This is a genomic window from Streptosporangium sp. NPDC006007 (assembly GCF_040614315.1).
In the GTDB taxonomy this organism is placed as follows: domain Bacteria; phylum Actinomycetota; class Actinomycetes; order Streptosporangiales; family Streptosporangiaceae; genus Streptosporangium.
Genome location: NZ_JBEXUG010000059.1, coordinates 1 through 26,363 on the forward strand (window position 1 = coordinate 1; position 26,363 = coordinate 26,363).

The 26,363-nt window shown below is 69.9% G+C and carries 22 protein-coding genes; 20 read left to right on the forward strand and 2 right to left on the reverse strand.

From position 1 onward, the window contains the following. The first annotated feature begins 367 nt into the window (after window positions 1-367). From ABZ194_RS28100 to ABZ194_RS28190, 19 genes are all read left to right on the forward strand, one after another. A complete protein-coding gene (locus tag ABZ194_RS28100) occupies window positions 368-1,660 on the forward strand; it encodes a folylpolyglutamate synthase/dihydrofolate synthase family protein (RefSeq protein ID WP_355600053.1) in 1,293 nt (430 codons plus the stop codon). Then, window positions 1,657-2,025, forward strand: coding sequence for a DUF4233 domain-containing protein (locus tag ABZ194_RS28105; protein WP_355600034.1), 369 nt, complete (start codon window positions 1,657-1,659; stop codon window positions 2,023-2,025). Before ABZ194_RS28100 ends, ABZ194_RS28105 begins: the two co-directional genes overlap by 4 nt. Window positions 2,026-2,036: 11 nt before the next feature. Next, the gene (locus ABZ194_RS28110; protein ID WP_355600035.1) at window positions 2,037-3,812 is read left to right on the forward strand and encodes a hypothetical protein; all 1,776 of its coding nucleotides are present in this window, start codon (window positions 2,037-2,039) and stop codon (window positions 3,810-3,812) included. A 91-nt stretch (window positions 3,813-3,903) separates the two neighbouring features. After that, complete coding sequence (gene ndk, locus ABZ194_RS28115; RefSeq protein WP_355600036.1) at window positions 3,904-4,314, forward strand: nucleoside-diphosphate kinase; 411 nt, start codon at window positions 3,904-3,906, stop codon at window positions 4,312-4,314. A 183-nt stretch (window positions 4,315-4,497) separates the two neighbouring features. Next, the gene (locus tag ABZ194_RS28120; protein WP_355600037.1) at window positions 4,498-5,529 is read left to right on the forward strand and encodes a rod shape-determining protein; all 1,032 of its coding nucleotides are present in this window, start codon (window positions 4,498-4,500) and stop codon (window positions 5,527-5,529) included. Continuing rightward, window positions 5,529-6,410, forward strand: a complete 882-nt coding sequence (mreC, locus tag ABZ194_RS28125; protein ID WP_355600038.1) for a rod shape-determining protein MreC — start codon at window positions 5,529-5,531, stop codon at window positions 6,408-6,410. Before ABZ194_RS28120 ends, mreC begins: the two co-directional genes overlap by 1 nt. A 2-nt stretch (window positions 6,411-6,412) precedes the next feature. Beyond that, a complete protein-coding gene (gene mreD, locus ABZ194_RS28130; protein WP_355600039.1) occupies window positions 6,413-6,940 on the forward strand; it encodes a rod shape-determining protein MreD in 528 nt (175 codons plus the stop codon). A 67-nt stretch (window positions 6,941-7,007) separates the two neighbouring features. Then, window positions 7,008-9,077 (forward strand): penicillin-binding protein 2, encoded by a 2,070-nt coding sequence (gene mrdA, locus ABZ194_RS28135; protein ID WP_355600040.1) that lies wholly within the window; start codon window positions 7,008-7,010, stop codon window positions 9,075-9,077. Then, complete coding sequence (gene rodA / locus ABZ194_RS28140) at window positions 9,074-10,237, forward strand: rod shape-determining protein RodA (RefSeq protein ID WP_355600041.1); 1,164 nt, start codon at window positions 9,074-9,076, stop codon at window positions 10,235-10,237. The genes mrdA and rodA overlap by 4 nt, the downstream gene beginning before the upstream one ends. 184 nt (window positions 10,238-10,421) lie before the next feature. Continuing rightward, window positions 10,422-12,332, forward strand: coding sequence for a TIGR03960 family B12-binding radical SAM protein (locus tag ABZ194_RS28145; protein ID WP_355600042.1), 1,911 nt, complete (start codon window positions 10,422-10,424; stop codon window positions 12,330-12,332). Window positions 12,333-12,435: 103 nt separating this feature from the next. After that, the gene (locus ABZ194_RS28150; RefSeq protein ID WP_355600043.1) at window positions 12,436-13,212 is read left to right on the forward strand and encodes a TIGR03936 family radical SAM-associated protein; all 777 of its coding nucleotides are present in this window, start codon (window positions 12,436-12,438) and stop codon (window positions 13,210-13,212) included. A 95-nt stretch (window positions 13,213-13,307) separates the two neighbouring features. Beyond that, window positions 13,308-16,028 (forward strand): Rne/Rng family ribonuclease, encoded by a 2,721-nt coding sequence (locus tag ABZ194_RS28155; RefSeq protein WP_355600044.1) that lies wholly within the window; start codon window positions 13,308-13,310, stop codon window positions 16,026-16,028. A gap of 185 nt (window positions 16,029-16,213) precedes the next feature. Next, window positions 16,214-16,516, forward strand: coding sequence for a 50S ribosomal protein L21 (gene rplU / locus ABZ194_RS28160; RefSeq protein WP_271223379.1), 303 nt, complete (start codon window positions 16,214-16,216; stop codon window positions 16,514-16,516). 19 nt (window positions 16,517-16,535) lie between these two features. Next, the gene (gene rpmA, locus ABZ194_RS28165; protein ID WP_189794231.1) at window positions 16,536-16,793 is read left to right on the forward strand and encodes a 50S ribosomal protein L27; all 258 of its coding nucleotides are present in this window, start codon (window positions 16,536-16,538) and stop codon (window positions 16,791-16,793) included. Window positions 16,794-16,899: 106 nt separating this feature from the next. Then, window positions 16,900-18,252: a GTPase ObgE gene (obgE, locus tag ABZ194_RS28170; RefSeq protein ID WP_355600045.1), complete on the forward strand. Its 1,353-nt coding sequence runs from the start codon at window positions 16,900-16,902 to the stop codon at window positions 18,250-18,252. A 62-nt stretch (window positions 18,253-18,314) separates the two neighbouring features. Then, window positions 18,315-19,439 (forward strand): glutamate 5-kinase, encoded by a 1,125-nt coding sequence (gene proB / locus ABZ194_RS28175; protein WP_355600046.1) that lies wholly within the window; start codon window positions 18,315-18,317, stop codon window positions 19,437-19,439. A gap of 17 nt (window positions 19,440-19,456) precedes the next feature. Then, the gene (locus ABZ194_RS28180) at window positions 19,457-20,746 is read left to right on the forward strand and encodes a glutamate-5-semialdehyde dehydrogenase (protein ID WP_355600047.1); all 1,290 of its coding nucleotides are present in this window, start codon (window positions 19,457-19,459) and stop codon (window positions 20,744-20,746) included. A gap of 354 nt (window positions 20,747-21,100) precedes the next feature. Continuing rightward, window positions 21,101-21,289 carry a hypothetical protein gene (locus tag ABZ194_RS28185; RefSeq protein ID WP_355600048.1) on the forward strand — a complete coding sequence of 63 codons (189 nt, stop codon included), beginning with the start codon at window positions 21,101-21,103 and terminating at the stop codon, window positions 21,287-21,289. 340 nt (window positions 21,290-21,629) lie between these two features. Beyond that, window positions 21,630-23,150 carry a protein kinase gene (locus tag ABZ194_RS28190; RefSeq protein WP_355600049.1) on the forward strand — a complete coding sequence of 507 codons (1,521 nt, stop codon included), beginning with the start codon at window positions 21,630-21,632 and terminating at the stop codon, window positions 23,148-23,150. A gap of 98 nt (window positions 23,151-23,248) precedes the next feature. Here ABZ194_RS28190 and ABZ194_RS28195 read toward each other — a convergent pair whose 3' ends face one another. Next, entirely contained in the window at window positions 23,249-24,265 is a 1,017-nt protein-coding gene (locus ABZ194_RS28195; protein ID WP_355600050.1) for a M48 family metallopeptidase, read from the reverse strand. 83 nt (window positions 24,266-24,348) lie between these two features. On the opposite strand from ABZ194_RS28195, the gene nadD reads away from it, so the two are divergent. Beyond that, a complete protein-coding gene (nadD, locus tag ABZ194_RS28200) occupies window positions 24,349-24,969 on the forward strand; it encodes a nicotinate-nucleotide adenylyltransferase (RefSeq protein ID WP_355600051.1) in 621 nt (206 codons plus the stop codon). A gap of 12 nt (window positions 24,970-24,981) precedes the next feature. Here nadD and ABZ194_RS28205 read toward each other — a convergent pair whose 3' ends face one another. After that, window positions 24,982-26,208: a site-specific integrase gene (locus tag ABZ194_RS28205; RefSeq protein ID WP_355600052.1), complete on the reverse strand. Its 1,227-nt coding sequence runs from the start codon at window positions 26,206-26,208 to the stop codon at window positions 24,982-24,984. Between the last annotated feature and the right edge of the window lie 155 nt (window positions 26,209-26,363).

Sequence of the window (26,363 nt, forward strand, 5' to 3'; positions counted from 1 at the left end):
CCTCTTGGGGGTGGCCCTTTTTCGCGTTCCCGGGGGAGGTTTCTTGGGGGAGGGGCGGGTTTCCCCGGCGGGGGGTGACCCCCGGGAGGGGCGTGGTGGGGGGATTGTTTCGGGGGTGTCCGCCGTTTCGCTGCCGGCCTGATCCCGGCCTGGCCCCGACCTGATTCCCCAGGCGCTCCGGCAACGGCTTTACCTGGCTGTTTCCGAGATTACGGCGCCTATCCCACGGCACTTTCCCGGCTTGCTCATGCCTTTTCAGCGATTTTTCCCGGACGTCCTCGCGGACTGTTCTCCGGCCCCGTCGGGATCCCGTGACCGGGGTCAGTAGGCTTGAGAGGTGGACTATCGAGCGGTCGAACAGGCAATCATGGAACGCGGCGTCGAGTGGAACTTCGAGCCCACTCTCGACAGGATCGCCGCGCTCATGGATGTGCTGGGTTCTCCGCAGCACTCCTATCCGGTTGTGCACGTCGCCGGCACCAACGGGAAGTCGAGTACGACCCGGATGATCGAGACGCTCCTGCGTGAGCGTAATCTGCGGGTCGGCCGGTTCACCAGCCCGCACCTCGTGTCCATGCGGGAGCGCATCTGCGTTGACGGTGTTCCGCTGAGCGAGGAGCGTTTCGCCGAGGTCTACGAGGACATCGAGCCCTATCTGAAGATGATCGACGCCCAGGGGCGCCGTCTCTCCTTCTTCGAGACGCTCACCGCGATGGCCTTCGCGGCGTTCGCCGACGCCCCCGTCGATGTCGCGGTCGTCGAGACGGGTATGGGGGGCAGTTTCGACGCGACCAACGTCGCCGACGGCGTGGTCGCCGTCATCACTCCGATCTCGCTGGACCATGTCGACTACCTCGGCCCCGATGTCGCGACGATCGCGAACGAGAAGGCGGGCATCATCAAGCCCGGGGCGACGGCCGTGCTGGCGCAGCAGGAGCTTCCCGCCGCCGAGACGCTGGTTCGCAGGGCCGTGGGGGTGAACGCGACCCTGGCGCGTGAGGGGCTGGAGTTCGGCGTGCTCGGCCGGGAGTTGGCGGTCGGCGGGCAGTTGCTTCACCTCAGGGGGCTGAAGGGCACCTACGAGGAGGTTCTGCTCCCCCTCTACGGATCGCACCAGGCGGGTAACGCCGTCTGCGCGCTGGCCGCCGTCGAGGCACTGACCGCGGGTGACGACCCGCTCGACCCCGAGCTGGTACGGCAGGCGTTTCTCCAGGTGCGTTCGCCGGGCAGGCTTGAGGTGGTGCGGCGCGGTCCCACGGTGCTTGTGGACGCCGCACACAACCCGGGTGGGATTCAGGCCACTTTGGAGGCCGTCCACGAGTCCTTCGGCTTCGCCAAGCTCATCGGCGTGGTGGCGATGTTCGCCGACAAGGATGTCCGGGGCATTCTGGAACTGCTTGAGCCGATGACGGACCAGCTCGTGGTGACCAGGAACTCCTCACCCAGGTCCATGGAGCCGGGCGAGCTCGCGGCGCTGGCCGGGGAGATCTTCGGACCGGACCGGGTCCACCGGGCCGACCGGCTGGACGGGGCGATCGATCTCGGAATCGGCCTGGCCGACGAGGCCGGGGAGTTCGGCGGCGCCGGGGTGCTGATCACGGGGTCGGTGGTCACGGCCGGAGACGCGCGGCTGCTGCTCAAGGCGGAGGAGGTCACGTGACCCGAGTGACGGGGGAGAGGCGAGCAATGATCACTGTTACTCCGGGCATGCGGCGGCTCTGCGCGAGCGTGCTGGGCATGGAGGCGATCGTCATCGGGCTGTTCACGCCGGTGGCCATCAACACGCAGGGCATCTCGCCGGCTGTCGCGGTGACGGTCGGGATCGGTCTGGCGGTCCTGTGCGTCCTGGCCGCGGGAATGCTGAAACGTCCGTTCGCCTATGTCTTGGGAAGCGTGATCCAGCTTCTCGCCATCGCCGCGGGTTTCATGGTTCCGACCATGTTCTTCCTCGGATTGATCTTCACCGCGCTGTGGATCACGGCGATATTCGTCGCTCGCCGTGTCGAGGGCGTGACTTCCCGCTAAAGTCGGCCAACATGGCCGTCCCTCCCATCCAGCCGTCCCGGGTGGTGGCCGCCGGGCCTCCGGGCCTGGTACGCCCCCTTCGTGTCTCGCTGATGCTCGACGTCGTCCTCGGGCTGCTCGTCGCGGTGACGCTACCGCTCGCGATCGTCGCCATCCCCAACACCATTTCGGTGGTGGCCGTCCTGCTCCCGTCCGACATCTCCCAGGTCGAGATGGTGTGGGCGCATGGACTGGCGTTGCCCGCCATGGTGCTGACCGTGCCACTGGCCGGGCTGCTGTTACGTCATGTGCGTGCGGCGCCCGTCCTGGTCGGCGGGCTGACCCTGCTGGCGCTGGCCGACGCGGCGGGGGGCTATGCGGGCTCCACGCTGCTGGTGGGGGTGCTCAGAGTCCTGCACGGGACCGGGGCCGGCCTGCTGGTGCCCGCGACCCTGGTGGCGGTCTGGGGGCGGCCCATGGTCCTGCGTGGGATCTGGGGAGGCGTGCTGGCGGTGAGCCTTCTGGCCGCGCAGGCACTCGCTCTGTGGCCGCTGGACGAGGTCCGGTCCTGGCGGGTCACGCTCCAGCCGTACCCCATGCTGACGGGGATCGCGCTCGCGCTGGCCGCCGCCTATCTGGTGCTCTGGATGCGGATCGGGGACGGTGTCGCGGCAGGTCCGGTTCCGGGCGCGATGGAGCGCGGGCGTCCGCTGGCGGCGGTTGTGCCCGCCGCGGGGATCGCGGCCCTGGCCTTGGGCGCGACCTTCGACTGGCCGCCGGAGCGGCTCGTCCTCGTGGGAGGGCTGTCCATTCTCGTGCTCCTCGGGGTCGCGGTCGTCACCTTCGAGGGCGTCGCCGGCCGGGCCCCCGCTTACACGACGCTCGCGGTTGGTGTCGTCGTCCTGCCCACCATGGCTCAGGTCACCTGCGTCGAGCTTGTCGGGCTGGGCGGTCCGGGACTGTCCGGTCTCTGGCCCGCGTTCGTGGTCGCCGGAGTCGCCGGTCTCGTCGCCGCGGTGCTGGTGAGCCGGCTCGGGGACGCCCTGATGCCGCTGCTCGGCGCGGGCGGCCTGGTGGCCGTGGTGGCCGGGCTGTGCAGCGTCCGGGTCTTCCTGCCCGCCCCCGACGGTCTTGTGTTGATCCTCCCGTTCGTACTGCTCACGGTGGGCGCCGCGGTCGCCTTGACCGCCGCGCTGCGCGCGTCGGGCGTGGGAGCCCAGCTTTTCGCGCTGTCGCTGTTCTTTCCCGGGGTGCTCTCCGGTTTTCTGCTTGGGGGCGGAATCCAGGTCACCCTCCTGCAGGTGGCCGTGACCCAGCAGGCGAAGGTTGACGCCTTTGTGGGGGCCATGCGTCTGTGGGCCCTGGTCGCAGGTGTCCTGGTGGTCGTGATGATCGTGCTCGGAGCGGTGCTGACCCGTCGTTCCCCGGCGGCCCGGGGGGGTACGGCGGGAGTCCTTCCCCGAGTCGAACTGCCTCCGGTCGAGGGGCTCGACGACGTCTGCGCCGAGGCGTCGCCGACGGGCGCGGCAACCTCCGTGACCTCTGTGACCCCCGCGATCCCGGTGGTTCCGCCGCCGGCGCGACCGGTGGACCACCTCTCCGCGCCGGCGGGTGAGAGGGAGGGCGAGCCCGGGAGGGCCGTGCCGGAGACGGAGCCGAAACCGAAGACCGGTCCCAGGCCGAGGCTCCGTCCCGGCCGCCGGCCCGCGCCGGAGCCCGAGCCGGACAGGCCCGGCGCGTTGCCGGTGGTTCCACCGCCCACCCCGTCCCCCGAGGGGGCTCTCGGGGACGGGGCGGACCGCCCGTGACGTCGCCGACCACGGGGAGTGGGGCCGAGGACGGTAAACTTCGCGCGTTCATCGCAGTCCGCGAGTCATCCCTGTTCAAAGGAGAACCTCAGTGTCCGAGCGCACTCTTGTCCTGATCAAGCCCGACGGTGTCGCGCGTGGTCTCATCGGCGACGTGATCGCCCGGATCGAGCGCAAGGGCCTGAAGGTCGTCGCGCTGGAACTGCGCACCCTGGACGCCGACACCGCCAAGGCGCACTACGCCGAGCACTCCGAGCGGCCGTTCTTCGGCGAGCTGGTCGAGTTCATCACCTCGGGTCCGCTGGTCGCGCTGGTCGCCGAGGGGCCCCGCGCGGTCGAGGCGTTCCGGTCCCTCGCGGGCCTGACCGACCCGGTCAAGTCCGCCCCCGGCACCATCCGCGGCGACCACGCCCTGGAGATCGGTGAGAACGTGGTGCACGGCTCCGACTCGCCCGAGTCCGCCGCCCGCGAGATCAAGCTTTTCTTCCCCGACCGCTTCTAGGGCTCCCGCTCCGCCGAGCCCCGTCATCCTGGTGGATGGCGGGGCTCGGTGTGTGCGGTGGGGTTGAAGATTTTCCCGGAGCTGGGCAGCTCATTGCGCTCAATGGTGGGTACGTCACGTTACGATTCGAGTGCGTTCTGTAGTTTTCGCCGACGACCTGACGGAAGGAGGGCCGCCTTCCTCATGAGCAGCAAGCTTGCTTTTCTCGGCCGCGACATGGCGGTCGATCTCGGCACCGCCAACACTCTCGTCTATGTGCGGGGCCGCGGCATCGTTCTCAACGAGCCGTCCGTCGTCGCGATAAACACGACCACGGGAAAGATCGTGGCCATCGGCATCGAGGCCAAGCGCATGATCGGCCGGACCCCCGGCAACATCACGGCGATCCGGCCGCTCAAGGACGGCGTCATCGCCGACTTCGACGTCACCGAGCGTATGCTCCGCTACTTCATTCAGCGGGTGCACAAGCGCCGTCACTTCGCCAAGCCGCGGATCATCATCGCGGTGCCGAGCGGGATCACCGGGGTCGAGCAGCGCGCGGTCAAGGAGGCCGGCTACCAGGCGGGCGCCCGCGGCGTCTACATCGTCGAGGAGCCGATGGCCGCCGCGATCGGCGCCGGGCTCCCGGTGCACGAGCCCACCGGCAACATGGTGGTCGACATCGGCGGCGGCACCACCGAGGTGGCCATCATCTCCATGGGCGGTGTGGTGACCAGCCAGTCGATCCGGGTGGGCGGTGACGAGCTGGACCAGGCGATCATCACCTTCGCGAAGAAGGAGCACTCGTTGATGCTCGGGGAGCGGACCGCCGAGGAGATCAAGATGGCGATCGGCTCCGCCTGCGTGCTTCCCGAGGACGGGCACGCCGAGATCCGCGGACGCGACCTGGTGACCGGCCTGCCGAAGACGATCATCGTGTCGGCGGCCGAGATCCGCAGGGCCACCGAGGAGCCGGTGAACGTGATCGTGGACGCGGTCAAGACCACGCTGGACAAGTGCCCGCCGGAGCTCTCCGGAGACCTGATGGACCGGGGGATCGCGCTCACCGGGGGTGGCGCGCTGCTCAAGGGCATGGATGAACGGCTCAAGGAGGAGACGGGCATGCCGATCCACCTGGTGGACAACGCGCTCGACTCCGTCGCGCTCGGCTCAGGCAAGTGCGTCGAGGACTTCGACGCCCTGCAGCAGGTCCTCGTACCGGAGCCGCGGCACTGATGAGGGACACGCGCCGGGCCCGGATGAGCCTAGGGGTGCTGCTGGCCGCGGCGCTTGTGCTCATGACCGTGGATCATCGGACGGGGGCGAACTCTCCCCTCGGCCCTCTCAAGAAGGCCGGGGCGGAGATGTTCGGCGCCGCCGAGAGCGCGGGCGCGGGTCTCATCCGGCCGATCGGCAGGTTCTTCGAGACGATGGCGGCCGCCCCCGGCGCGCAGCGTCGCATCGACGGGCTGCTCGCGGAGAATCAGCGGCTCAGGCGCGACCTGCTGGCGCAGTCCCTGGACCGTCAGCGCTCCACCGAGCTGCGCCGGCTGCTCGGCGTCGCCGGCGTCGCGGGATACAAGCTGGTGCCCGCCCAGGTGATCGCCCGGCGTGGCACGCCCGGGTTCGAGGAGGCCGTTCAGCTCGACGTGGGCAGCGCCGACGGGGTGCGCTCGGAGATGACCGTGCTGAACGGCGACGGCCTGGTGGGCCGGGTGGTCCAGGTGGGCACGTCCACCTCGACCGTGGTGCTGCTCAGCGACCCGGCCTCGGCGGCCGGGGCGCGACTTGAGGGGAGCAACGAGATCGGGGTGGTGCACGGGGTGGGGGAGAACGGCCGGCTGATCCGTTTCCGGTTGCTCGACTCGACCGCCCAGATCGTTCCGGGGCGCCGGATCGTGAGTTTCGGCTCCCAGCGTGGCGCGCCGTACGTGGCGGGGGTGCCGATCGGGGTGGTGGAGCGGGTGGAGGCCACCCCCGGGGAGCTGACCAGGATCGCCTACGCGCGGCCGTACGCCGACCTCACCGCGCTGGACGTGGTCGGTGTGGTGGTGCAGGCGCCGCAGCGCAACCCGCGTGACGCCGTGCTGCCGAAAACGCCGCAGGAGGGGGTTTAGGAGTGGGCCGTGACGTGGTGTCCGTGGGGCTGCTTTTACTGGTCATGGTCGTCCAGGTGACGGTGGTGAACCGGTTGCCGCTGCCGGGTCGGGGCGCGCCCGACCTGGTGCTGCTCGGTGTCGTGGGGTACGCGCTGGTCCGCGGGGCCACCGCCGGGGCGGTCGCGGGTTTCTGCGCCGGGCTCCTCGGTGACGTGCTGCCGCCCGCCGCGCACATGCTCGGGCAGTACGCCCTGGTCCTCTGTCTGGTCGGGTTCGCGGCCGGGCGGATGGTGGAGAGCCGTCCGGACTCCGCGCTGCTCACCGCGCTGGTCTGCTCGGCGGCCGGGCCGCTGGTCGCCGTGGCGACCAGCGCGCTGCTCGGCGACGCCCGGATCAGCGGGGCCGTGCTCACCACGACGCTGCCCTGGGCGGTCGGCTACAACCTGCTGGCCGCGCCGCCCACGGTGTGGGTGGTGACGAGGCTCGTCCGCGGGCCCAGGGTACGGGAGTTGCGGCCCGTGGGACGTCTCGTGCGGGGGCGCGCATGAGCCGGCGGGCCGACGGAGACGGGTTCCTGGGGCCGCGTCCCGGCGGGCCGTCCGGCGGGAGGCGGGCATGATCAGGACGCGGGCCCGGCTGGTCGTGCTTCAGGTCCTGGTGGTCTCGTTGCTGGTGCTGCTCTCGGTGCGGCTCTGGCAGGTGCAGGTGGTGCGCGGAGCGGAGTTCGTGGCGGCCGCGACCGAGACGCGCACCCGTGACGTGGTGGTGCCCGCGGTGCGCGGGCAGATCCTCGACTCGGCGGGCCGGCCGCTGGTGCGTAACCGGACCAGGCTGGTGGTCTCGGTGGACCGCACCAGCCTGAACCGGATGGAGGGCAACGGCAGGAGCGTGCTGCAGAAGCTGGCCTCGGTGCTGAACCGCCGCCCGGCGGATCTGCGCATGCGTATCAGGGCGTGCGGTCCCGGGGTCACCAGGCCGTGCTGGCCCGGCTCGCCGTACCAGCCGATCCCGATCGACGACGACGTCACCACCCGTGAGGCTCTGCAGATCCTGGAACGGCAGGAGGAGTTTCCCGGTGTCTCCGCCGAGGTGCAGGCGGTCCGCGAGTATCCGGGCAGCACCGCGGCCGCGCAGGCTCTCGGTTATCTGCAACCGATCACGCAGGAGGAGCTGGAGAGGCGCGCCGGGTTCAAGGCGGTGTTCTCCGGGGTCGACCTGATGGGCCGTGACGGCCTGGAGTCGGTCTACGACGGTTCGCTGCGGGGGGTGCCGGGGTTGCGCCGGGTGCAGGTGGATCGGCTCGGCAAGGTCATCGGCGTGGAGCGGCAGGTGCCGCCGACGCCGGGGGACACGCTCATCACCAGCATCGACGCCAAGGTACAGGCCGTGACGGAGAAGGCCCTGGCCGAGGCCATGAAGTCGGCCCCGGCCGCGGACGGCGCGGCGGGCGTGGTGCTCGACGTGCGGACCGGCAGGGTCGTCGCGCTGGCCAGCGCGCCGACCTACGACCCCGCGGTCTGGACGGGGGGTATCTCCGAGCCGGAGTATCAGCGGCTGCTGTCGGACAAGGCCGGTCGGCCGCTGGTGTCCAGGGCGATCAAGGGGGAGTTCGCGCCCGGTTCGACATTCAAGATCTCGTCGGTGTCGGCGATGCTCGGCGACGGCTATCCCCTGCACGGTCACTACGACTGCCCCGGCTCCTTCATGGTGGGCAGCAGGCCCTTCAGTAACTTCCGCGGCATCGGGCTGGGCACGCTCACCCTGCATACGGCGCTGGTGAAGTCCTGCGACACGATCTTCTACCGGGCGGCCTACGAGCAGTGGCTGCGCGACGGCGGCCTGCGGCCCAGGGGCAAGACCAAGGAGCCCATGGCGACCATGGCCCGTTCCTTCGGGTTCGGCCGTCCGACCGGGATCGACCTGCCCGGCGAGTCGGCGGGACGGATCCCCGACCGCGAGTGGAAGAAACAGCTCTGGAGCGCCACCAAGGAGGAGAACTGCAGGCGGGCCAAGTCCGGTTATCCGGAGGTGGCCAGGAGCAGTCCCAGCCGGGCCGCCTTCCTCAAGCAGCTGGCGTACGAGAACTGCCTGGAGGGTTACCAGTGGCGGCCGGGCGACGCCGCCAACTTCTCCATCGGGCAGGGCGACGTCCTGGTGACCCCGTTGCAGCTCGCCGCGGCCTACGCCGCGCTGGTCGGAGACGGTAGGTTGCGCAGCCCCCGGCTGGGCTGGGCCCTGGTGCGGCCGGACGGCACCATGGTCAAGGAGATCAAGGTGCCGGTGGTGGGCAGGCTGCCGTTGTCGCCCACCGAACGGGCCTACATCAAGGGTGCGCTGAGCGAGGTTCCCTCCGACGGTACGGCGGCGGGGGCCTTCGCCGGTTTCCCGATGGACAAGGTCAAGATCGGTGGTAAGACCGGCACCGCCGAGGTGTACGGCAAGACGGACACCTCCTGGTTCGCCTCGTTCGCGCCGACGGACAAGCCACGGTTCGTGGTTGTCGTGATGGTCTCCCAAGGCGGAATGGGCGGTCAGACCGCGGCTCCGGCCGTACGCAGGATCTATGAGGGCATCTACGGCATCACACCGCAGTCCCCGGCGAAGCCGGTCCGGGCCGCGCTGCCCAGCGGGCGCCCGGCCGTGGATCTGCCGATGATCAAGCGGGATGGGACCGTGGCGCGGTGAGTCGTCCGATGGCCGCGCCGAGCGGCGGTTCCCTCGCGCGCCGGGCGGTGGCGGCGTCCTCGGCGGTGCGCCGGATGGACGGGGTCCTGCTGGTCGCGGTCGCGGCGCTGACGGTGATCGGCACGATGCTGGTCTGGTCGTCCACCAGGACGTGGGCGCCGGGTTCGACCGGGCTGGTCAAGAAGCACATCCTCAACGTCGCCATCGGAATCGCGCTGACCAGCGCGGCCGTGATGGTGAACCACCGCTCGCTGCGGACCTATGCGGTGCTGGTGTACGGCATGAGCCTGCTCGGGCTGTTCCTGGTGCTCACCCCGCTCGGCGCGACCGTGAACGGCGCCCACTCGTGGATCATGCTGGGTGGCGGGTTCGCCTTCCAGCCGTCGGAGTTCGCCAAGCTCGGCCTGGTGCTGATGCTCGCCATGCTGCTCGCCCAGCCGTCTCGGGGCACCGACCGGCCTCGCGGGCTGGATGTCGGGATATCGCTGGTGGTGGCCGGTTTCACCATGGGGCTGGTGATGCTCCAGCCCGACCTGGGCACCACGATGGTCCTCGGTGTGATCACCGCCGGTGCGATCGTCATCGCGGGGGTGCGCAAGCGCTGGGTCTTCGGGCTGGCTCTCGTGGTGGTCTGCGGGGGCGTGGCGGTGTGGCTGCTCGACGTGCTTGAGCCGTACCAGATCGCCCGGTTCACCGCCTTTCTCAACCCGGCCAGCGACCCACGGGGCGTCGGCTACAACAGCACCCAGTCGCTGATCGCCATCGGCTCTGGAGGGGTGTTCGGCAAGGGGTTGTTCGAAGGGGGGCAGACCACCGGCCGGTTCGTGCCCGAGCAGCACACCGACTTCATCTTCACCGTGGCCGGGGAGGAGTTCGGTTTCCTCGGCTCGGTCACCGTGGTGGTCCTGATCGGTGTGATCCTGCTTCGGGGGATGCGGATCGCCCGGCAGTGCGACGATCGGTTCGGCACGCTGGTGGCGGGGGTGATCGTCTGCTGGCTGGCCTTTCAGTCCTTCGTCAACATCGGGATGACGATCGGGATCATGCCTATCACGGGCCTGCCGCTCCCGTTCGTCTCCTACGGAGGCACCGCGACCTTCGCGAATATGATCGCCATTGGGCTGTTACAGGCCATCTATATTCGCGAACAGCCGTTCTAGCCGGGTCGCCGTGAGAGTCGCCCGCGTGTTCCGGCCGCTGGATTCTCAGCGGACCCTCACCGCCGCGCCGCGCGACGCCCACCGCGATCAGGCGGCCCTTGGCGGGCGGTGACGCCGGATCGACTCGCTGCGAGCGGGCGACGACCGCCTGTGGCACTCTTTCCAGCCGGATATTCTTGGCCGTATGCCTGTCGAGTCGCTGTTTCCCCGCCTGGAAGCGCTCCTGCCCAGAGTGCAGAAGCCGATCCAGTATGTCGGGGGTGAGCTCAACTCGACCGTCAAGAACTGGGACGAGACGACGGTCCGTTGGGCCTTGATGTACCCGGACGCCTACGAGGTTGGCCTGCCCAACCAAGGGGTCCAGATCCTCTATGAGATCCTCAACGAGATGCCGGAGACGCTGGCCGAGCGGACCTACGCGGTCTGGCCCGATCTTGAGGCGCTCATGAGGTCCACCGGGGTGCCCCAGTTCACCGTGGACGCGCACCGGCCGGTGCGGGCGTTCGACGTGTTCGGGCTCTCCTTCTCCACCGAGCTCGGCTACACCAACATGCTCACCGCGCTTGACCTGGCCGGTATTCCGCTGGAGGCCGCCGACCGGGGCGACGACGATCCGATCGTCCTCGCGGGCGGTCACGCGGCCTTCAACCCCGAGCCGGTCGCCGACTTCCTCGACGCCGCGGTGCTGGGCGACGGGGAGCAGATCGCCATCGCGATCACCGAGGTCATCCGCGAGTGGAAGGCCGAGGGCTCGCCCGGCGGGCGTGACGAGCTGCTGATGCGGCTCGCCGAGTCCGGCGGGGTCTACGTGCCCAGGTTCTACGACGTCGACTACCACCCGGACGGCCGGATCCAGCGGGTGGCGCCCAACCGGCCGGGTGTGCCGTGGCGGGTGCACAAGCACACGGTCATGGACCTCGACGAGTGGCCCTATCCGAAGAAGCCGCTGGTTCCGCTGGCCGAGACCGTGCACGAGCGGTTCAGTGTGGAGATCTTCCGCGGCTGCACGCGCGGGTGCCGGTTCTGCCAGGCCGGGATGATCACCCGGCCGGTCCGGGAGCGCTCGATCACCACGATCGGCGACATGGTCGAGGCGGGCGTCAAGGCGTCCGGATTCAACGAGGTCGGGCTGCTGTCGCTCTCGTCGGCCGACCACTCCGAGATCGGCGACCTGGCCAAGGGCCTGGCCGACCGGTACGACGGCACCAACACCTCGCTGTCGCTGCCCTCCACCCGGGTCGACGCCTTCAACATCGACCTGGCCAACGAGTTCTCCCGTAACGGCCGCCGCTCCGGCCTGACGTTCGCCCCCGAGGGCGGCTCCGAGCGGATGCGCAAGGTGATCAACAAGATGGTCACCGAGGAGGATCTGATCCGGACCGTCACCACGGCCTACGGGCAGGGCTGGCGTCAGGTGAAGCTCTACTTCATGTGTGGCCTGCCCACCGAGGAGGACGCCGACGTCCTCGGTATCGCCGAGCTGGCCAGGAAGGTCATCAAGGCCGGTCGCGAGGCCACCGGTTCCCGCGACGTCCGCTGCACGGTCTCCATCGGCGGGTTCGTGCCCAAGCCGCACACCCCGTTCCAGTGGGCGGCCCAGGCGGACCACGAGACCGTGGACCGCAGGCTCAAGGCGCTGAAGGACGCCCTGCGCGGTGACAAGGAGTACGGCAGGGCCATCGGCCTGCGCTACCACGACGGCAAGCCCTCGATCGTGGAGGGCCTGCTCTCCCGGGGCGACCGCCGGGTGGGCAAGATCATCCGTGCGGTGTGGGAGGACGGCGGCCGGTTCGACGGCTGGAGCGAGCACTTCTCCTACCGGCGCTGGATGGACGCCGCGGCCAAGGCCGGCGTCGACGTCGACTGGTACACCACGCGGGAGCGCGAGGAGAACGAGGTCCTGCCCTGGGACCACCTCGACGCGGGTCTCGACCGCGAATGGCTCTGGCAGGACTGGCAGGACGCCGTCAACGACGTCGAGGTCGAGGACTGCCGCTGGACCCCGTGTTACGACTGCGGGGTGTGCCCCACGATGGGAACCGAGATTCAGATCGGGCCGACGGGGAAGAAGCTGCTGCCACTGACGGTTGTCTGAGATAGGCCCTGTGTGAGCACGGCCTATCCTGAAACGACGACCACGACTTGGGAAGGACGACACCACTCTGAAACCTGTTCCCGATGGACCTCCGCCCGCGCCGGTGGTGCAGCGCTTACGTGTCCGTTACGCCAAGCGTGGCCGCCTGCGGTTCACCAGCCACCGCGACATCTCCCGAGCCGTGGAACGCGCGGTTCGGCGTGCCGATGTGCCGGTGGCGTTCAGCGCGGGCTTCTCACCCCACCCCAGGATCTCCTACGTGGGCGCGGCCGCGCCCACCGGAGTCGCGAGCGAGGCCGAATATCTTGAGATCGGCGTGACGCGACAGTGTGATCCGGAGCGGCTCCGTGCCGCCTTGGACACCTCGTTGCCGCCCGGTCTCGACGTGCTCGCCGTTGTCGAGGCGAGCACCGGAAACCTGGCCGACCAGCTGGAGTGCTCGGTGTGGGAGCTGCGGCTGCCGCGGGCCGATCCCGCTCTCGCCGCGACGGCGGTCGAGCGGTTCAACGCCGCGGAGCGCGTCGAGGTGGAGCGCCTGACCAAAAAGGGGCTGCGCCGGTTCGACGCGCGAGAGGCGGTGCTGAACCTTGAGGTTATTGAGGGAACTGAGACAACAGCAGGTCAGGCGTCCAGTCAGCCATGTGTCATACTTCGCATGGTTGTACGGCACGCAACTCCTGCCGTTCGACCCGACGACGTTCTTACCGGACTACGTCTGGCCGGCTTCGCGCCGCCGGTGCCCCCCGAGGTGACCAGGCTGGCGCAGGGACCGCTCGACGTGGGCACCGGTGAGCCCGCCGACCCCTTCGGCCTGGACCGCGACGTTACGCGCGGCGGCGGGGCGGAACCGGCGAGCGAGCACGTCGGCGGCGACCTATAGGACTTGACGCCGGGCTCAGGCCCGGCTTACAGCGAGAGACGAGAGCTCCCGCGCGGCGCGGAGACGTGCCCGGGAGCTGACGGGAGAGCGCCCGCATGCTCGACAACGAGCCCATTGTCGGGGCCACTGGCCCTGACGGGGATACAAGCGAACAGACACAGCCGACGTCCCGCCGACGAGCCGCCAGCCGGCCCGCGGGGCCTCCGCCGGAGGAGCCGGAGCCCGCACCCGCGGCGACGACCGCCGGGCGGGGTCCCGAGCCGGTCCGGGACACGGTTCCCGACGCCGTTCAGGAGGTGGCGCCCAAGCGCGCCACCAGGCGCAAGGCGGCCGGGGCGGCGGTCACGACCGCGACCACCCGGCGCAGCCGTACGAAGAAGGCGGACTCCGGCCAGGCCGGGGAGCCGGCCTGGACCGCCGGGCCGCCGGTGCCGAGCGTGACCGGGGCGGCCTCCGACTCCGGCGCGTGGAGCGTGCCCGAAGGGGGCGCCGAGCCGGTGGCGCAGGACGCCCCCGCCCGGCGCGGCCGTACCCGCAGGAAGGCCGTCACCGAGGACGTGCCGGTCGAGACGGAGCGGATGGCCGACATCACCACGGCCGAGGCCGAGGAGGTCGCGGCGGTGCTGCCGCTCACGATGCCGGCCGAGGCCTCGCCGGTCGGCGAGCCCGCCGGTGACGACGTTGCCGAGGGGCGGCCGGGGCTGTTCGCCGACCCGTTCGGGCTGACCGCCCAGGAGCGCTCCGAGGCGCCCTCGGTCACGTTCCAGGCGCCGGCCGCGGTGTTTCAGCCGCTGTTCCAGGCCCCGGACCCGCACCGGGCCGAGCAGCCGGTCCGCGCCGCCGCGCCGCAGCCCGTTCCGGTGCCGCAGCCCGAGCCCGAGCCGGTCGAGGCGGAGGTTGAGGCGGAGACCGCCGAGGAGCCCGAGGACGACGACGGTGAGGGCGACGACGACGCCGGCAGCCGCCGGCGCCGTCGACGCAGGGGCGGTCGCGGCCGGGGCAAGACCCGTGAGCTGGACGAGGCCGAGGAGGAGGACTCCGAGCAGTCCGAGGAGGAGACCTCTGCCGAGGCCGAGCAGTCCGAAGACGCGGGCGGCAGTTCACGTCGCCGGCGCCGTCGGCGCCGCAGGGGCGTCGACGAGGCGGGGGAGGTCCCGGACGACCCGCCGAACACGGTGGTGCGGATCCGCGCGCCCCGCGCCGGGCGCAGCACCTCGATGGACGAGGTGCAGAGTGTGCGCGGCTCGACCCGCCTGGAGGCCAAGAAGCAGCGTCGCAGGGAGGGCCGTGAGCTCGGCCGCAGGCGTCCGCCGATCATCACCGAGTCGGAGTTCCTGGCCCGCAGGGAGTCCGTCGAGCGGATGATGGTGGTCCGCCGCACCGGTGGCCGGACCCAGATCGCGGTGCTGGAGGACGGCGTCCTGGTCGAGCACTACGTCAACCGTGAGGCGAGCCAGTCCTACGTGGGCAACGTCTACCTCGGCAAGGTGCAGAACGTGCTGCCCAGCATGGAGGCGGCGTTCGTCGACATCGGCAAGGGCCGCAACGCGGTGCTGTACGCCGGTGAGGTCAACTTCGACACCGCCGGGCTGGAGGGTCAGCCCAAGCGGATCGAGGTGGCGCTGAAGTCCGGCCAGTCGGTGCTGGTGCAGGTCACCAAGGACCCGATCGGGCACAAGGGGGCGCGGCTCACCTCGCAGATCAGCCTTCCCGGCCGCTATCTGGTCTACGTGCCCGACGGTTCGATGACCGGGATCAGCCGCAAGCTCCCCGACAAGGAGCGCACCCGTCTCAAGAGCATCCTGAAGAAGGTGATGCCGGAGAGCGCCGGTGTCATCGTCCGCACGGCCGCCGAGGGCGCGTCGGAGGAGGAGCTCGGCCGGGACGTGGCCAGGTTGTCGGCCCAGTGGGAGAACATCCAGCGCAAGGCCAAGTCGGCCAGCGCGCCGGAGCTGCTCTCCTCCGAGCCCGACCTGACCGTCCGGGTGGTCCGCGACGTGTTCAACGAGGACTTCGCCTCGCTGGTGGTGGCGGGCGACGTGTGGGAGACGGTCGACGAGTACGTCCGCTACGTCGCCCCGCACCTGGCGGACCGTCTCACCAAGTGGGACGACCGTGGTGACGTGTTCGCCGCCTACCGGATCGACGAGCAGATCGCCAAGGCGATGGAGCGCAAGGTCTGGCTGCCCAGCGGCGGCTCGCTGGTGATCGACCGGACCGAGGCCATGACCGTGGTCGACGTCAACACCGGCAAGTTCACCGGGCAGGGCGGCAACCTTGAGGAGACCGTCACCCGCAACAACCTGGAGGCGGCCGAGGAGATCGTCCGCCAGCTCAGGTTGCGCGACATCGGCGGCATCATCGTCATCGACTTCATCGACATGGTGCTGGAGAACAACCGAGACCTGGTGCTCCGGCGGCTGCTGGAGTGCCTGGCCCGTGATCGGACCAAGCACCAGGTCGCGGAGGTCACCTCCCTCGGTCTGGTGCAGATGACCCGTAAGCGGGTTGGACAGGGCCTGCTGGAGGCGTTCTCCACCGTCTGTGAGTGCTGCAACGGCCGCGGCCTGCACGTCTCGACCGAGCCGGTCGAGGGCAGGCCCGAGCCGCGTGGCACCCAGGGCAAGATGGCCGTGGAGAAGGCCGTCGCGGAGAAGCTCGGCAAGGAGGGCGGTCACGCTGTGGCGGCCAGTGGGCAGTTCGGCCGTGATACGGTGACCGATGCGCTTGATGACGTCCCGGCCGAGGACGCGCAGGCCGCACAGGCTTCCGGCCGGGGGCGGCGACGTTCCCGCAAGGCCAAGTCTGCCGATTAAATCGGCAACCCCGACGTTCCGCCCGGTTCGACCAGGACACCGGTAATCCGGTACCCTGGTGAACCGGTGCGCTCATGGCGCGCCCTGTTCGCGCGCCTACCCGGTTCGTCGGTCAAACTCAATGACCATAGCCGGATGCGGGGCGCAGCATCCAGCGAGCAAGCAGTCAGAAGAAGGGTTCCGCGGTGTACGCGATCGTTCGTTGCGGCGGCAGGCAGCAGAAGGTCTCCGTCGGTGACGTCCTTGAGGTGGACAAGGTCGCCGGCGAGGTCGGTTCCACGGTTTCGCTGCCGACGGTGCTCGTCGTCAACGATGGCGACGTGACCACCGAGGCGGGCAAGTTCACCGTCGCCGCCGAGATTCTCGGTGAGACCAAGGGTCCGAAGATCCGGATCCTCAAGTACAAGAACAAGACCGGCTACAAGAAGCGCCAGGGTCACCGCCAGCGTTACACGCAGGTGAAGATCACCGGCATCGACCAGGCCTGAGTTTCGGGAGTTTTGCGAGATGGCACACAAGAAGGGCGCGTCGTCCACTCGGAACGGCCGTGACTCGAACGCCCAGCGGCTCGGTGTGAAGCGCTTCGGTGGTCAGCTGGTCAACGCCGGTGAGATCATCGTCCGCCAGCGGGGCACTCACTTCCACCCGGGCGACAACGTCGGCCGCGGTGGCGACGACACGCTGTTCGCGCTGGCCGCGGGCTACGTGCAGTTCGGTGTCAAGCGCGGTCGCCGCGCGGTGAGCATCGTTCCGGCTGCGGAGTAGATTCGCACCGCCAGACGTTGACGACAGGGGTGGATCGCTCTAGAGCGGTCCACCCCTGTTCGTGTTGTAAGCGGATTTTTCCGCAGATGGGGGTAGGAAGGCAGACATGCCGGACTTTGTGGACCAGGTGGTCCTGCACATCAAGGCCGGTGACGGGGGACATGGCTGCGCCTCTGTCCACCGGGAGAAGTTCAAGCCGCTGGGCGGCCCCGACGGCGGCAACGGCGGCCGCGGCGGCGACCTGATTCTGGAAGTCGACCCGAACACCGCGACGCTGCTCGACTACCACCGGCGCCCGCACCGCAGAGCCGAGAACGGCAAGCAGGGGCAGGGCTCCAACCGCGACGGCGCCAACGGCCTCGACGTCATCCTCCCGGTGCCCGACGGCACCGTGGTCAAGAACGCCGACACCGGTGAGGTCCTGGTCGACCTGGTCGGCTCCGGGACCCGCTACGTGATCGCCGAGGGCGGGCACGGCGGGCTCGGCAACGCCGCGCTGGCCTCGGCCAAGCGCAAGGCCCCGGGGTTCGCGCTCCTCGGCGAGCCCGGCGGCGAGCTCGACGTGATGCTGGAGATGAAGAGCGTCGCGGACGTGGCGCTGGTGGGCTTCCCCAGTGCGGGCAAGTCCTCTCTCATCGCCGCGCTCTCCGCGGCCCGGCCGAAGATCGCCGACTACCCGTTCACCACGCTGGTGCCCAACCTCGGGGTGGTCACCGCCGGCGACACCGTCTTCACCGTCGCCGACGTGCCCGGCCTCATCCCGGGCGCCTCGGAGGGCAGAGGGCTGGGGCACGAGTTCCTCCGTCACGTCGAGCGGTGCAACACCCTGGTGCACGTGATCGACTGTGCCACCATGGAGCCGGGCCGCGATCCGATCAGCGACTTCGAGGCGATCGAGGCCGAGCTCAAGGCGTACGGCAAGCTTGAGGACCGGCCGAGGCTGGCCGTGCTCAACAAGGCGGACGTCCCCGACGCGCGCGACCTGTCAGACATCGTCCGGCCGATGCTCCAGGAGCGGGGCCTGCGGGTCTTCTCGATCTCCGCGGCCACCCACGAGGGGCTCAAGGAACTGACCTACGCCATGGGCGAGATGGTCGCCGCGGCCAGGGAGGCCGCGCCCGTGGCCGAGCCGACCCGCCTGGTGATCAAGCCCCGGCAGCTCGGCGACGCGGGCTTCTCGGTGCGGCGGGTGGACGACAACACCTTCCAGGTCACCGGGGTCAAGCCGGAGCGGTGGATCCGCCAGACCGACTTCACCAACGACGAGGCCGTGGGCTACCTGGCCGACCGGCTGGAGCGGCTCGGCGTCGAGGAGGAGCTCACCAAGGCCGGCGCCAAGGCCGGGGCCGAGGTCGTCATCGGGTCCATGGAGAACGGTCACATCTTCGACTGGCAGCCGACGCTCAACGCCGAGGCCGTGCACCAGGGGCCGCGCGGCTCGGACAACCGCCTCGGATGACCCGCCCCCGCCGGTGACCTCTATGCCCCCCGTGGCCCTGTGACGTGAGAAAGGTGCATGCCGTGGACTCTGCGCGCGATCGGATCCGTACGGCCTCGCGCCTTGTCGTGAAGGTGGGCTCGTCGTCACTCACCACCCCGCAGGGCACGATCGACGTCGATCGGGTGGACGCCCTGGTCGACGTGCTCGCCGCCCGGCGCGGGACCGGCACGCAGGTCGTGCTGGTCTCCTCCGGCGCGATCGCGGCGGGGCTCGGCCCGCTGGGCCTGTCGGCCAGACCTCGTGACCTCGCCACCCAGCAGGCCGCTGCCTCGGTCGGACAGGGAGTGCTGGTCGCCCGCTACACCTCCTCCTTCGCCCGTTACGGCCTGCGCGTCGGCCAGGTGCTGCTCACCGCCGACGACATGATGCGCCGCTCGCACCACGTCAACGCCCAGCGCACGCTGAGCCGGCTGCTGGAGCTGGGCATCGTTCCCGTGGTCAACGAGAACGACACCGTGGCCACCGACGAGATCCGCTTCGGCGACAACGACCGGCTCGCCGCGCTGGTGGCCCACCTGACCCACGCCGAGGCGCTGGTGCTCCTGTCCGACGTGGACGCGCTCTACGACGGCGACCCCCGCCGTCCCGGCGCTCGCAGGCTGGGCCAGGTGCGAGGACCGGAGGACCTGCTGGGGGTCGAGCTCGGCAGGGGCGGCGCGGTCGGCACCGGGGGGATGGTCACCAAGGTGCAGGCAGCCAGGATCGCCACCGGGGCCGGTGTCCCGGTGGTGCTGACCGCGGCCGCGCACGCCGCCCAGGCCCTCGCCGGCGCCGACATCGGCACCTACTTCCACCCGGGCGGCCGCCATCCGGGCACCCGCCTGCTCTGGCTGGCCCACGCCACCACCGGGCGCGGCAGGCTCCACCTGGACGCCGGCGCGGTCGAGGCCGTGGTGGGCCGCCGCAAGTCGCTGCTGCCCGCCGGGGTCACCGCGGTCGAGGGTGAGTTCGCCGCGGGGGATCCGGTGGACCTGTGCGGGGCGCGGGGCCGGGTGGTCGCCCGGGGCCTGGTCAACTTCGACGCGGGGGAGATCCCCGACCTGCTCGGCCGTTCCACCCGCGAGCTGGCCACCAGCCTTGGTCCGGAGTACGAACGCGAGCTGATCCACCGTGACGACATCGTCATACTGGAGTCCCACCCCTAGTTCTTTTGGAGCGCGAGATGTCCGAGGACTTCCTGAAGGTAGCCCTGGCGGCTAAAGAGGCCGCCGCCGAGCTGGCCCCGCTGCCGCGGACGCCGAAGGACGCCGCGCTCCGCGTGATCGCCGACGCCCTGGTGGCCGGGGCCGCCGAGATCGTCGCGGCCAACGCGCTCGACGTGGAGCGTGCCAGGGAGGGCGGCGTCTCCGAATACATGATCGACCGGCTCCGGCTCGACGGGGCCCGGGTGGAGGCCGTCGCCGAGGCGGTGCGCCGGGTCGCCGACCTGCCCGACCCGGTGGGTGAGGTGATCCGGGGAGGCACGCTGCCCAACGGGCTGGAGTTGCGCCAGCTCCGGGTGCCGCTCGGCGTGATCGGCATCATCTACGAGGGCCGTCCCAACGTGACGGTGGACGCCGCGGCGCTCTGCCTCAAGAGCGGCAACGCCACCCTGCTGCGAGGTTCGTCCAGCGCCTGCGAGTCCAACACGGCGCTGGTCCGGATCATGCAGGAGGCTCTGGCCGGCACCGGGGTTCCCCCGGAGGCCGTGCAACTGGTGCCCGGCCGGACCCGCGAGTCGGCCAAGGAGCTGATGCGGGCCCGTGGCCTGGTGGACGTGCTGATCCCGCGCGGCGGGGCCTCGTTGATCAACTCGGTGGTCGAGGAGTCCACGGTCCCGGTCATCGAGACCGGCGTGGGCAACTGCCATGTCTACGTCGACGCCGACGCCGACATCGAGCTCGCGATCGAGATCCTGCTCAACGCCAAGGTTCAGCGGCCCTCGGTGTGCAACTCCGCCGAGACGCTCCTGGTGCACGCCGCCGTGGCCGGCGCCTTCGTGCCCCGCGCGCTGGCGGCCCTGGCGGCGGCGGGGGTGACGGTGCACGGGGACGCCCGGATCGGGGCCTACGGCGACGTGGTGCCGGCCGTTGAGGAGGACTTCGGCGCCGAGTATCTCTCGCTGGACATCGCCGCCGCCGTGGTCGACTCGCTGGAGGACGCGGTCGCCCACATCAGGAGGTACGGTTCGGGCCACACCGACGCCATCGTCACCCGCTCGGCCGGCGCCTCCCGCCGGTTCGTCGCGCTGGTCGACTCGGCGGCGGTGGCGGTCAACGCCTCGACCAGGTTCACCGACGGCGGGGAGTTCGGTTTCGGCGCGGAGATCGGGATCTCCACCCAGAAGCTGCACGCGCGTGGTCCCATGGGCCTGCCCGAGCTGACCTCCACCAAGTGGGTCTACACCGGAGAGGGCCATCTGCGCACCGATGCCGGTACGGTCGTCGCCTCGCCCTCGGCGGGAGGCCGGTAGTCCGGCCTTCTCCTGCCTTCTCCGTCTTTCTCCGGTTCTTCCGGCGGGGCCGGAGGGGCGCGGGGGAACAGGCGGCCGTCCCGGAGGCTCCGTGGCACTGCGCCTGTGAGCTGCGGGAGGGCGTCGCGGTGCGCGGCTGCCGCGCCGACCTCCCGCTGGGGCGGGCTACCCCGGCGGTGAGACGGGAATCCGGTGGCGTTCCCGCTTTCACGGACGGCTCCCGGGGCGGGGGCCTATTGTGAGGCTGGTGCTGCACGGGTTCGTCACCGACCTGGTCGAGCATCCCGCTCGTCGCTGATGGTAGTTGCGTGTCGCTCCAGGTAATCACTGCTTCCTATGGTTTGACTGGACTTCATGGAAATCGTGGTCGCATTCCTGTTTGTCGTTGTTGTGCTTTTCGGTCTTGACCGGCTGATGCTCTGGCTGGAACGCCGGGGGCACGTGCGCTGGCGCCGTACCAAGCGACGGGACCTGTCGGCCGAGCCCACGGCCGAGCTGGACAGCCTGCTGGCCGGCTCGCCCCGGGAGCCGCGCCGCCCGTGAGACGCCTTCCGCGCGGCGGGGGGCCGCTTGGGCCGCCTCTGAGGCGGCACCCGCCGCATCACGGGGGGCGCGGGCCGTCCGTCCCCGGAGGCGGCGCCTCGCAGCCCCCGCGGGACTGTCCGGCACCGGACAGCCGGACGGCGTTTCACCGATCTTCCGACGGGTACGGCGTGCCGCCGGGAATTCGTGAGGGCCGCCCGCTATGGTGGTGTTTCCTATGGCTGAAGGGCAGGGAAGCGCGCGAGAGCGGGCGACCCGATAGGCACAGCGGTCTTGGACCTATGTGGCCGACGCAGGAGGTCACGTGGGTCGTCTCGGGCGCGTCGGACCTTACACGTTGGTGGAGCGCCTAGGCCGGGGCGGCATGGGCGAGGTCTACCACGCCACCAGCAAGCGTGGCGAGAGCGTCGCGCTCAAGATGCTCCACGACGCCGTCGACGCCGACTCGGAGGCCCGAATACGGCTGGAGCGCGAAGTCCGTGCCCTCCGCAGGGTGGAGAGCCCCTACGTCGCCCGGGTCCTCGACGCCGATCTCGCCTGCGAACGGCCCTACCTGGTCATGGAGCACATCGAGGGGGAGAACCTCTTCGACCGGGTACGGCACGGCGGCCCGCTCACGGGCGCCGGTCTGGTCACCCTGGCCCACGGGCTGGCCGCGGCGCTGTCGGTGGTCCACGCGGCGGGGATCGTTCACCGGGACCTCAAGCCCTCCAACGTCCTGGTCAGCGCCGAGGACGAGCCCGTCCTGATCGACTTCGGCATCGCCCACGTCCTGGACGCCACCCGGCTCACCCTGACGGGCACCTTCCTCGGCACGCCGAGTTACGCGGCCCCCGAACTGTTCGCGGACGAGCCCGTGGGCGAGCCGGCCGACGTGCACGCCTGGGCGGCCACGGTGGCCTTCGCGGCGACCGGACGCCCCACCTTCGGCAGAGGCCCGGTCGAGGCGCAGATGTACGCCATCCTCAACGGCCAGGCCGACCTCGCGGGCATCCCCGCGGCGCTGCTACCCCTCGTCCGCGCGGCACTCCACCGCGAGGCGGTCAAGCGTCCCACCGCGGCCGGTCTCACCGCCCGTCTCAGCCGGCTCGCCCGCGCCGTCTCATGTGATCCCGAGCCTCTGAGAGAGCCTTCGAGGGCGGCGCGGCCGGTCGCGGTCACCGCCGGCTCACCGGGAAGAAGGCCGGAGAGCCGCGGCAAGGCCGGCGCGGACGGTTCGCTCAGGGGGCCCCGGCAGACACCGGGGAGAGAGGGGGCCGGGCGGGCACGCGGAATGGTCGCCAGGAGACGGCGGGCGGAGGGCGCGCCGACCGGGGAGGCCGAGGCCGGAAGGAGGGCGGGGCCGCTGCCGGCGGGGAACGCCGCGCTCATCCTGCTGGCGGTGCTCTCCGTGCCGTGCGTGGTGGCCACGGTGATCTGGCCGGCGGCCACCTTCGCCGTAACCGGGGTGTTCGCCGTCCTGGCCCGCGCGGTCTGGGCCGGGCACTGGCTGGTCAGAGGGAACAGGTCGGCCAGAGTCCGGGGCGTGCTGCGTGTCGTGACCTTCCCGCTGACCTTCGCGGTCTCGCTGCTGACCGCGCTGGCCTGGCCGGGACTGCCCGCCGCGGCGCTCGCCGGCATCACGCTCTGGCTGACCTTCGGCGGATCGCTGCCACCGGAGTGGTGGCTGAGCCCCGTGCAGGTCGTCATCGCGGGCATCGTCTTCGGCGCCGTCTGCGGCGGGATCATCAGCCGCGAGGTCGAACGGGTCGGCTCCCGGATCCCGGACCTTCGCAAGGAGGGGCTGCGCGCGCTCGCCGTACTGGGGGGGTTCGTCGCCCTGTGCGCGGCGGCCATGCGCGCGATCGCCCTGATGGTCTAGGGGGCCGGGCGGCGCCCCTCACCGGCCGGGAGCCGCGGCGGGTTCTCGCGCCGGGAAAAGGCCCGGAAGGAAGGCTCCCAGACCTTTCCACGTGCCGATCAGTTGCCATCGCGACGGGCGAAGCGGTTGAAGATGCGCTCTCCCGCGTTGACCGCGCCCTCGGCCACATCACGCAGGACGCCGATGAAAGGGTCCTGGGACTGCGACCAGGACTCCCGGTAGGAGCGAGCCGCGGCCTTGACCTCCTCGGAGATCTTGGCGTTGGAGTCGTCGGCGCGGCGGGGGTAGTCGCCGCCGAGGATCGTGTCGTACTCGCCGCTGCGCCGCCACTTGTCCAGCTCGGCGACCCGGGAGACCGCGAACGGGTGGGTGGTGCCGAGCAGGTTGAGGACCTTGAGCAGACCGTCGCGGACGTCCCCGGCCGTGTCGTACTCGCGCGCCTGGTCGAGGAAGGCCTCGATGTTCATCTCGTGCAGGCGTGAGCCGCCGGCCAGTTTCATCAGCGCGCGCAGGGCGGCGTCGGGATCCTGGCCGCAGAGCAGGCCGCCTCGGTCGGCGGAGAGCTCGGACTTGCGGTGCCACTCCTCCAGTCCGGCGACGATCGCGCGCAGGCCGATGTAGCCGAGCGGGATCCAGGCCACCCGGGTGGCCAGGCGGGTGAGGATGTCCAGCATGGTGCGGTAGACCGCGTGGCCGGACAGGATGTGCGCCGTCTCGTGGCCGATGACGAAACGCTGCTCCTCTTCGTCCATCAGGTCGAGCAGGCCGGTGGAGACGACGATGAACGGGTCGTCGAAGCCGATCGCCATCGCCTGCGCCTGCGGGTTCTGCTGGACGTAGATCTCCGGGATGCGGTGGAGGTCAAGGGCGTAGGCGGCGTCACGGCCCATGTCGTGCAGTGCGCGGAACTGGGTCTCCCCGGCGCGCACGGCCGAGGCGAGGTAGATCAGGCGCAGGCGGCGCTCGCTGATCAGGCCGGACATCTGCTTGAGCACCGTGTCGAACCCGCTGAGCGAGCGCAGGGCGACCAGCGCGGACCGGTCGGCGGGATGTTCGTATGCACGTGAGCTGATGCCGGGAAGCTGCACGCGGTTGCGATCCGGGGTGGTGGTCATGTCCGGCATGCTACGTCGGGGCCGCCTGACATGCGCGGGGGGTGATTAAAAGCCGCGTACCGCTTACGCGTATGGTCCGTTCCATGATGAACGCGGCTACCGGTGACGGCAAGCGACGTCTGGGCGTCATGGGCGGCACCTTCGACCCGATCCACCACGGTCACCTGGTCGCAGCCAGTGAGGTCGCGCACCACTTCAACCTCGACGAGGTGGTCTTCGTGCCGACCGGACGCCCCTGGCAGAAGGCCGACAAGACGGTTTCCGCGCCGGAGGACCGCTATCTGATGACGGTCATCGCGACCGCGTCCAACCCGCGTTTCTCGGTGAGCCGGGTGGACATAGACCGGCCGGGGCCGACCTTCACCATCGACACCCTGCGTGAGATCTCCGCGCTCTGGGGGCCGGACGTCGAGCTGTACTTCATCACCGGCGCCGACGCCCTCGCCCAGATCCTGAGCTGGCGCGATGTCGACGAGTTGTTTACCATCGCGCACTTCGTCGGCGCCACCCGCCCCGGCCACACCCTGCACGACCCGGGACTGCCCGAGGGCAGGGTGAGCCTGCTGGAGATCCCCGCGCTGGCCATCTCGTCCTCCGAATGCCGGGAGCGGGTGGCCTCGGGGCAGCCCATCTGGTATCTCGTTCCCGACGGTATTGTTCAGTACATCAACAAGCGCGGCCTCTACCGCCACAAAGTCGGCTGACCAGCATGCACATCACTCCTCTTTCGCCCCAGGGCACATGGGAGGCACATCGGAGAAGATGGCGTCGACCGCCGCCCGTGCCCGATCATCGGCATCCGGCCACAGGTGCGCATAGATGTTCAGAGTGGTGACGGCTGAGCTATGGCCCATGAGGTGCTGAACGGTCTTGACGCTTTCGCCGTATCGGACCAGAGCTGATGCGTAGGTGTGACGGCAGATGTGCAGCCCTGTTCCTGCTGGGATGCCGACCATATCGGCGGCCAGGCGCCAAATATCGCTCCAGGTGCCCCGTTTGATCGGTGTGTTGCGTGCCGTCGTGAACAGGAGCTTGGCTTCACGTGTGGTGGGCTTACGTAGGTTGGTCCGGTCATCGATCTCGACCGTTGTCGCCGGAAACTCCATGAGATGTTCCGCCAGCATGGTCACGACCATGTCAGCCAGAGGGATACTCCGATAGCTCTTCGGAGTCTTAGGCGGACCGAGGTAAACAGCGTTGCCCTTGGCCGCACTGGTGATCAACTGTTGTTCCACCTTAAGGACCTTGCGTAGGAAATCGATCTTTTCGACTTCCAGGCCGAAGATCTCAGACGGTCGCAGACCCGTCCCTACCGCCGTTAACACGATGGCCCGGTATCGGGCAGGAAGCGCATCTGCGAGCGCCATCACGGTCTGCACATCGAGCGGAACGATCCTCTTCGTCTCCATGGCGGGCAGTCGGATGCCCACGCAGGGGGAATGCCCGATGACCCGATCACGGACAGCCGCGAGAAAGATTGAAGCCACGTAGCCATAAGCGACGTGGACCGTGGATGGCGCGAGTTCTTCCGAGCACTTCCGTACGAGGCCCTGTACGTGCCCAGGACGAACGGAAAACATGGGGCGTTCACCGAGTACCGGGTAGATGTGAATCCGCAACGCACGATCAACCAGGGTGCCCGTGGCTTCCCGATGTACTTGGGTCGTCCGCCACTTCTCGGCGAACTCGCGAAACTTGATTTTCCCGTGTGCCACGTCAACGTACTGGCCTGACGAAAGATCGCTTTTGGTCTTCGCGTCGAATGCTTCAGCAGCCGCTCGTTTCGCGTAGTTCTTCTTTCTTTGCTCGCCACGGTCATCCCGCCATCGGACCTGCCAGCGTTCGCCTTTACCATGATCGTTACTCGGAACCTTGTCATGGTCCGAACACTTGGCCTCACCATGCTTGGGACGGGACTTGTGCCATCGGTCGTAGACGGTCATGGCTGCTCCCGGACCCACGTCAGGTCGTCATTGCCGTCGGCCATGGTCGTCGTTGTCCGCGTCATGCCGCCTCCTCACCGGGCGTCGAAGGGATACGGCGTGGCCATCGGGAGCGGCGGGCGTGCTCGCGGTCCTCGCGAACGAGCTGGGCGACA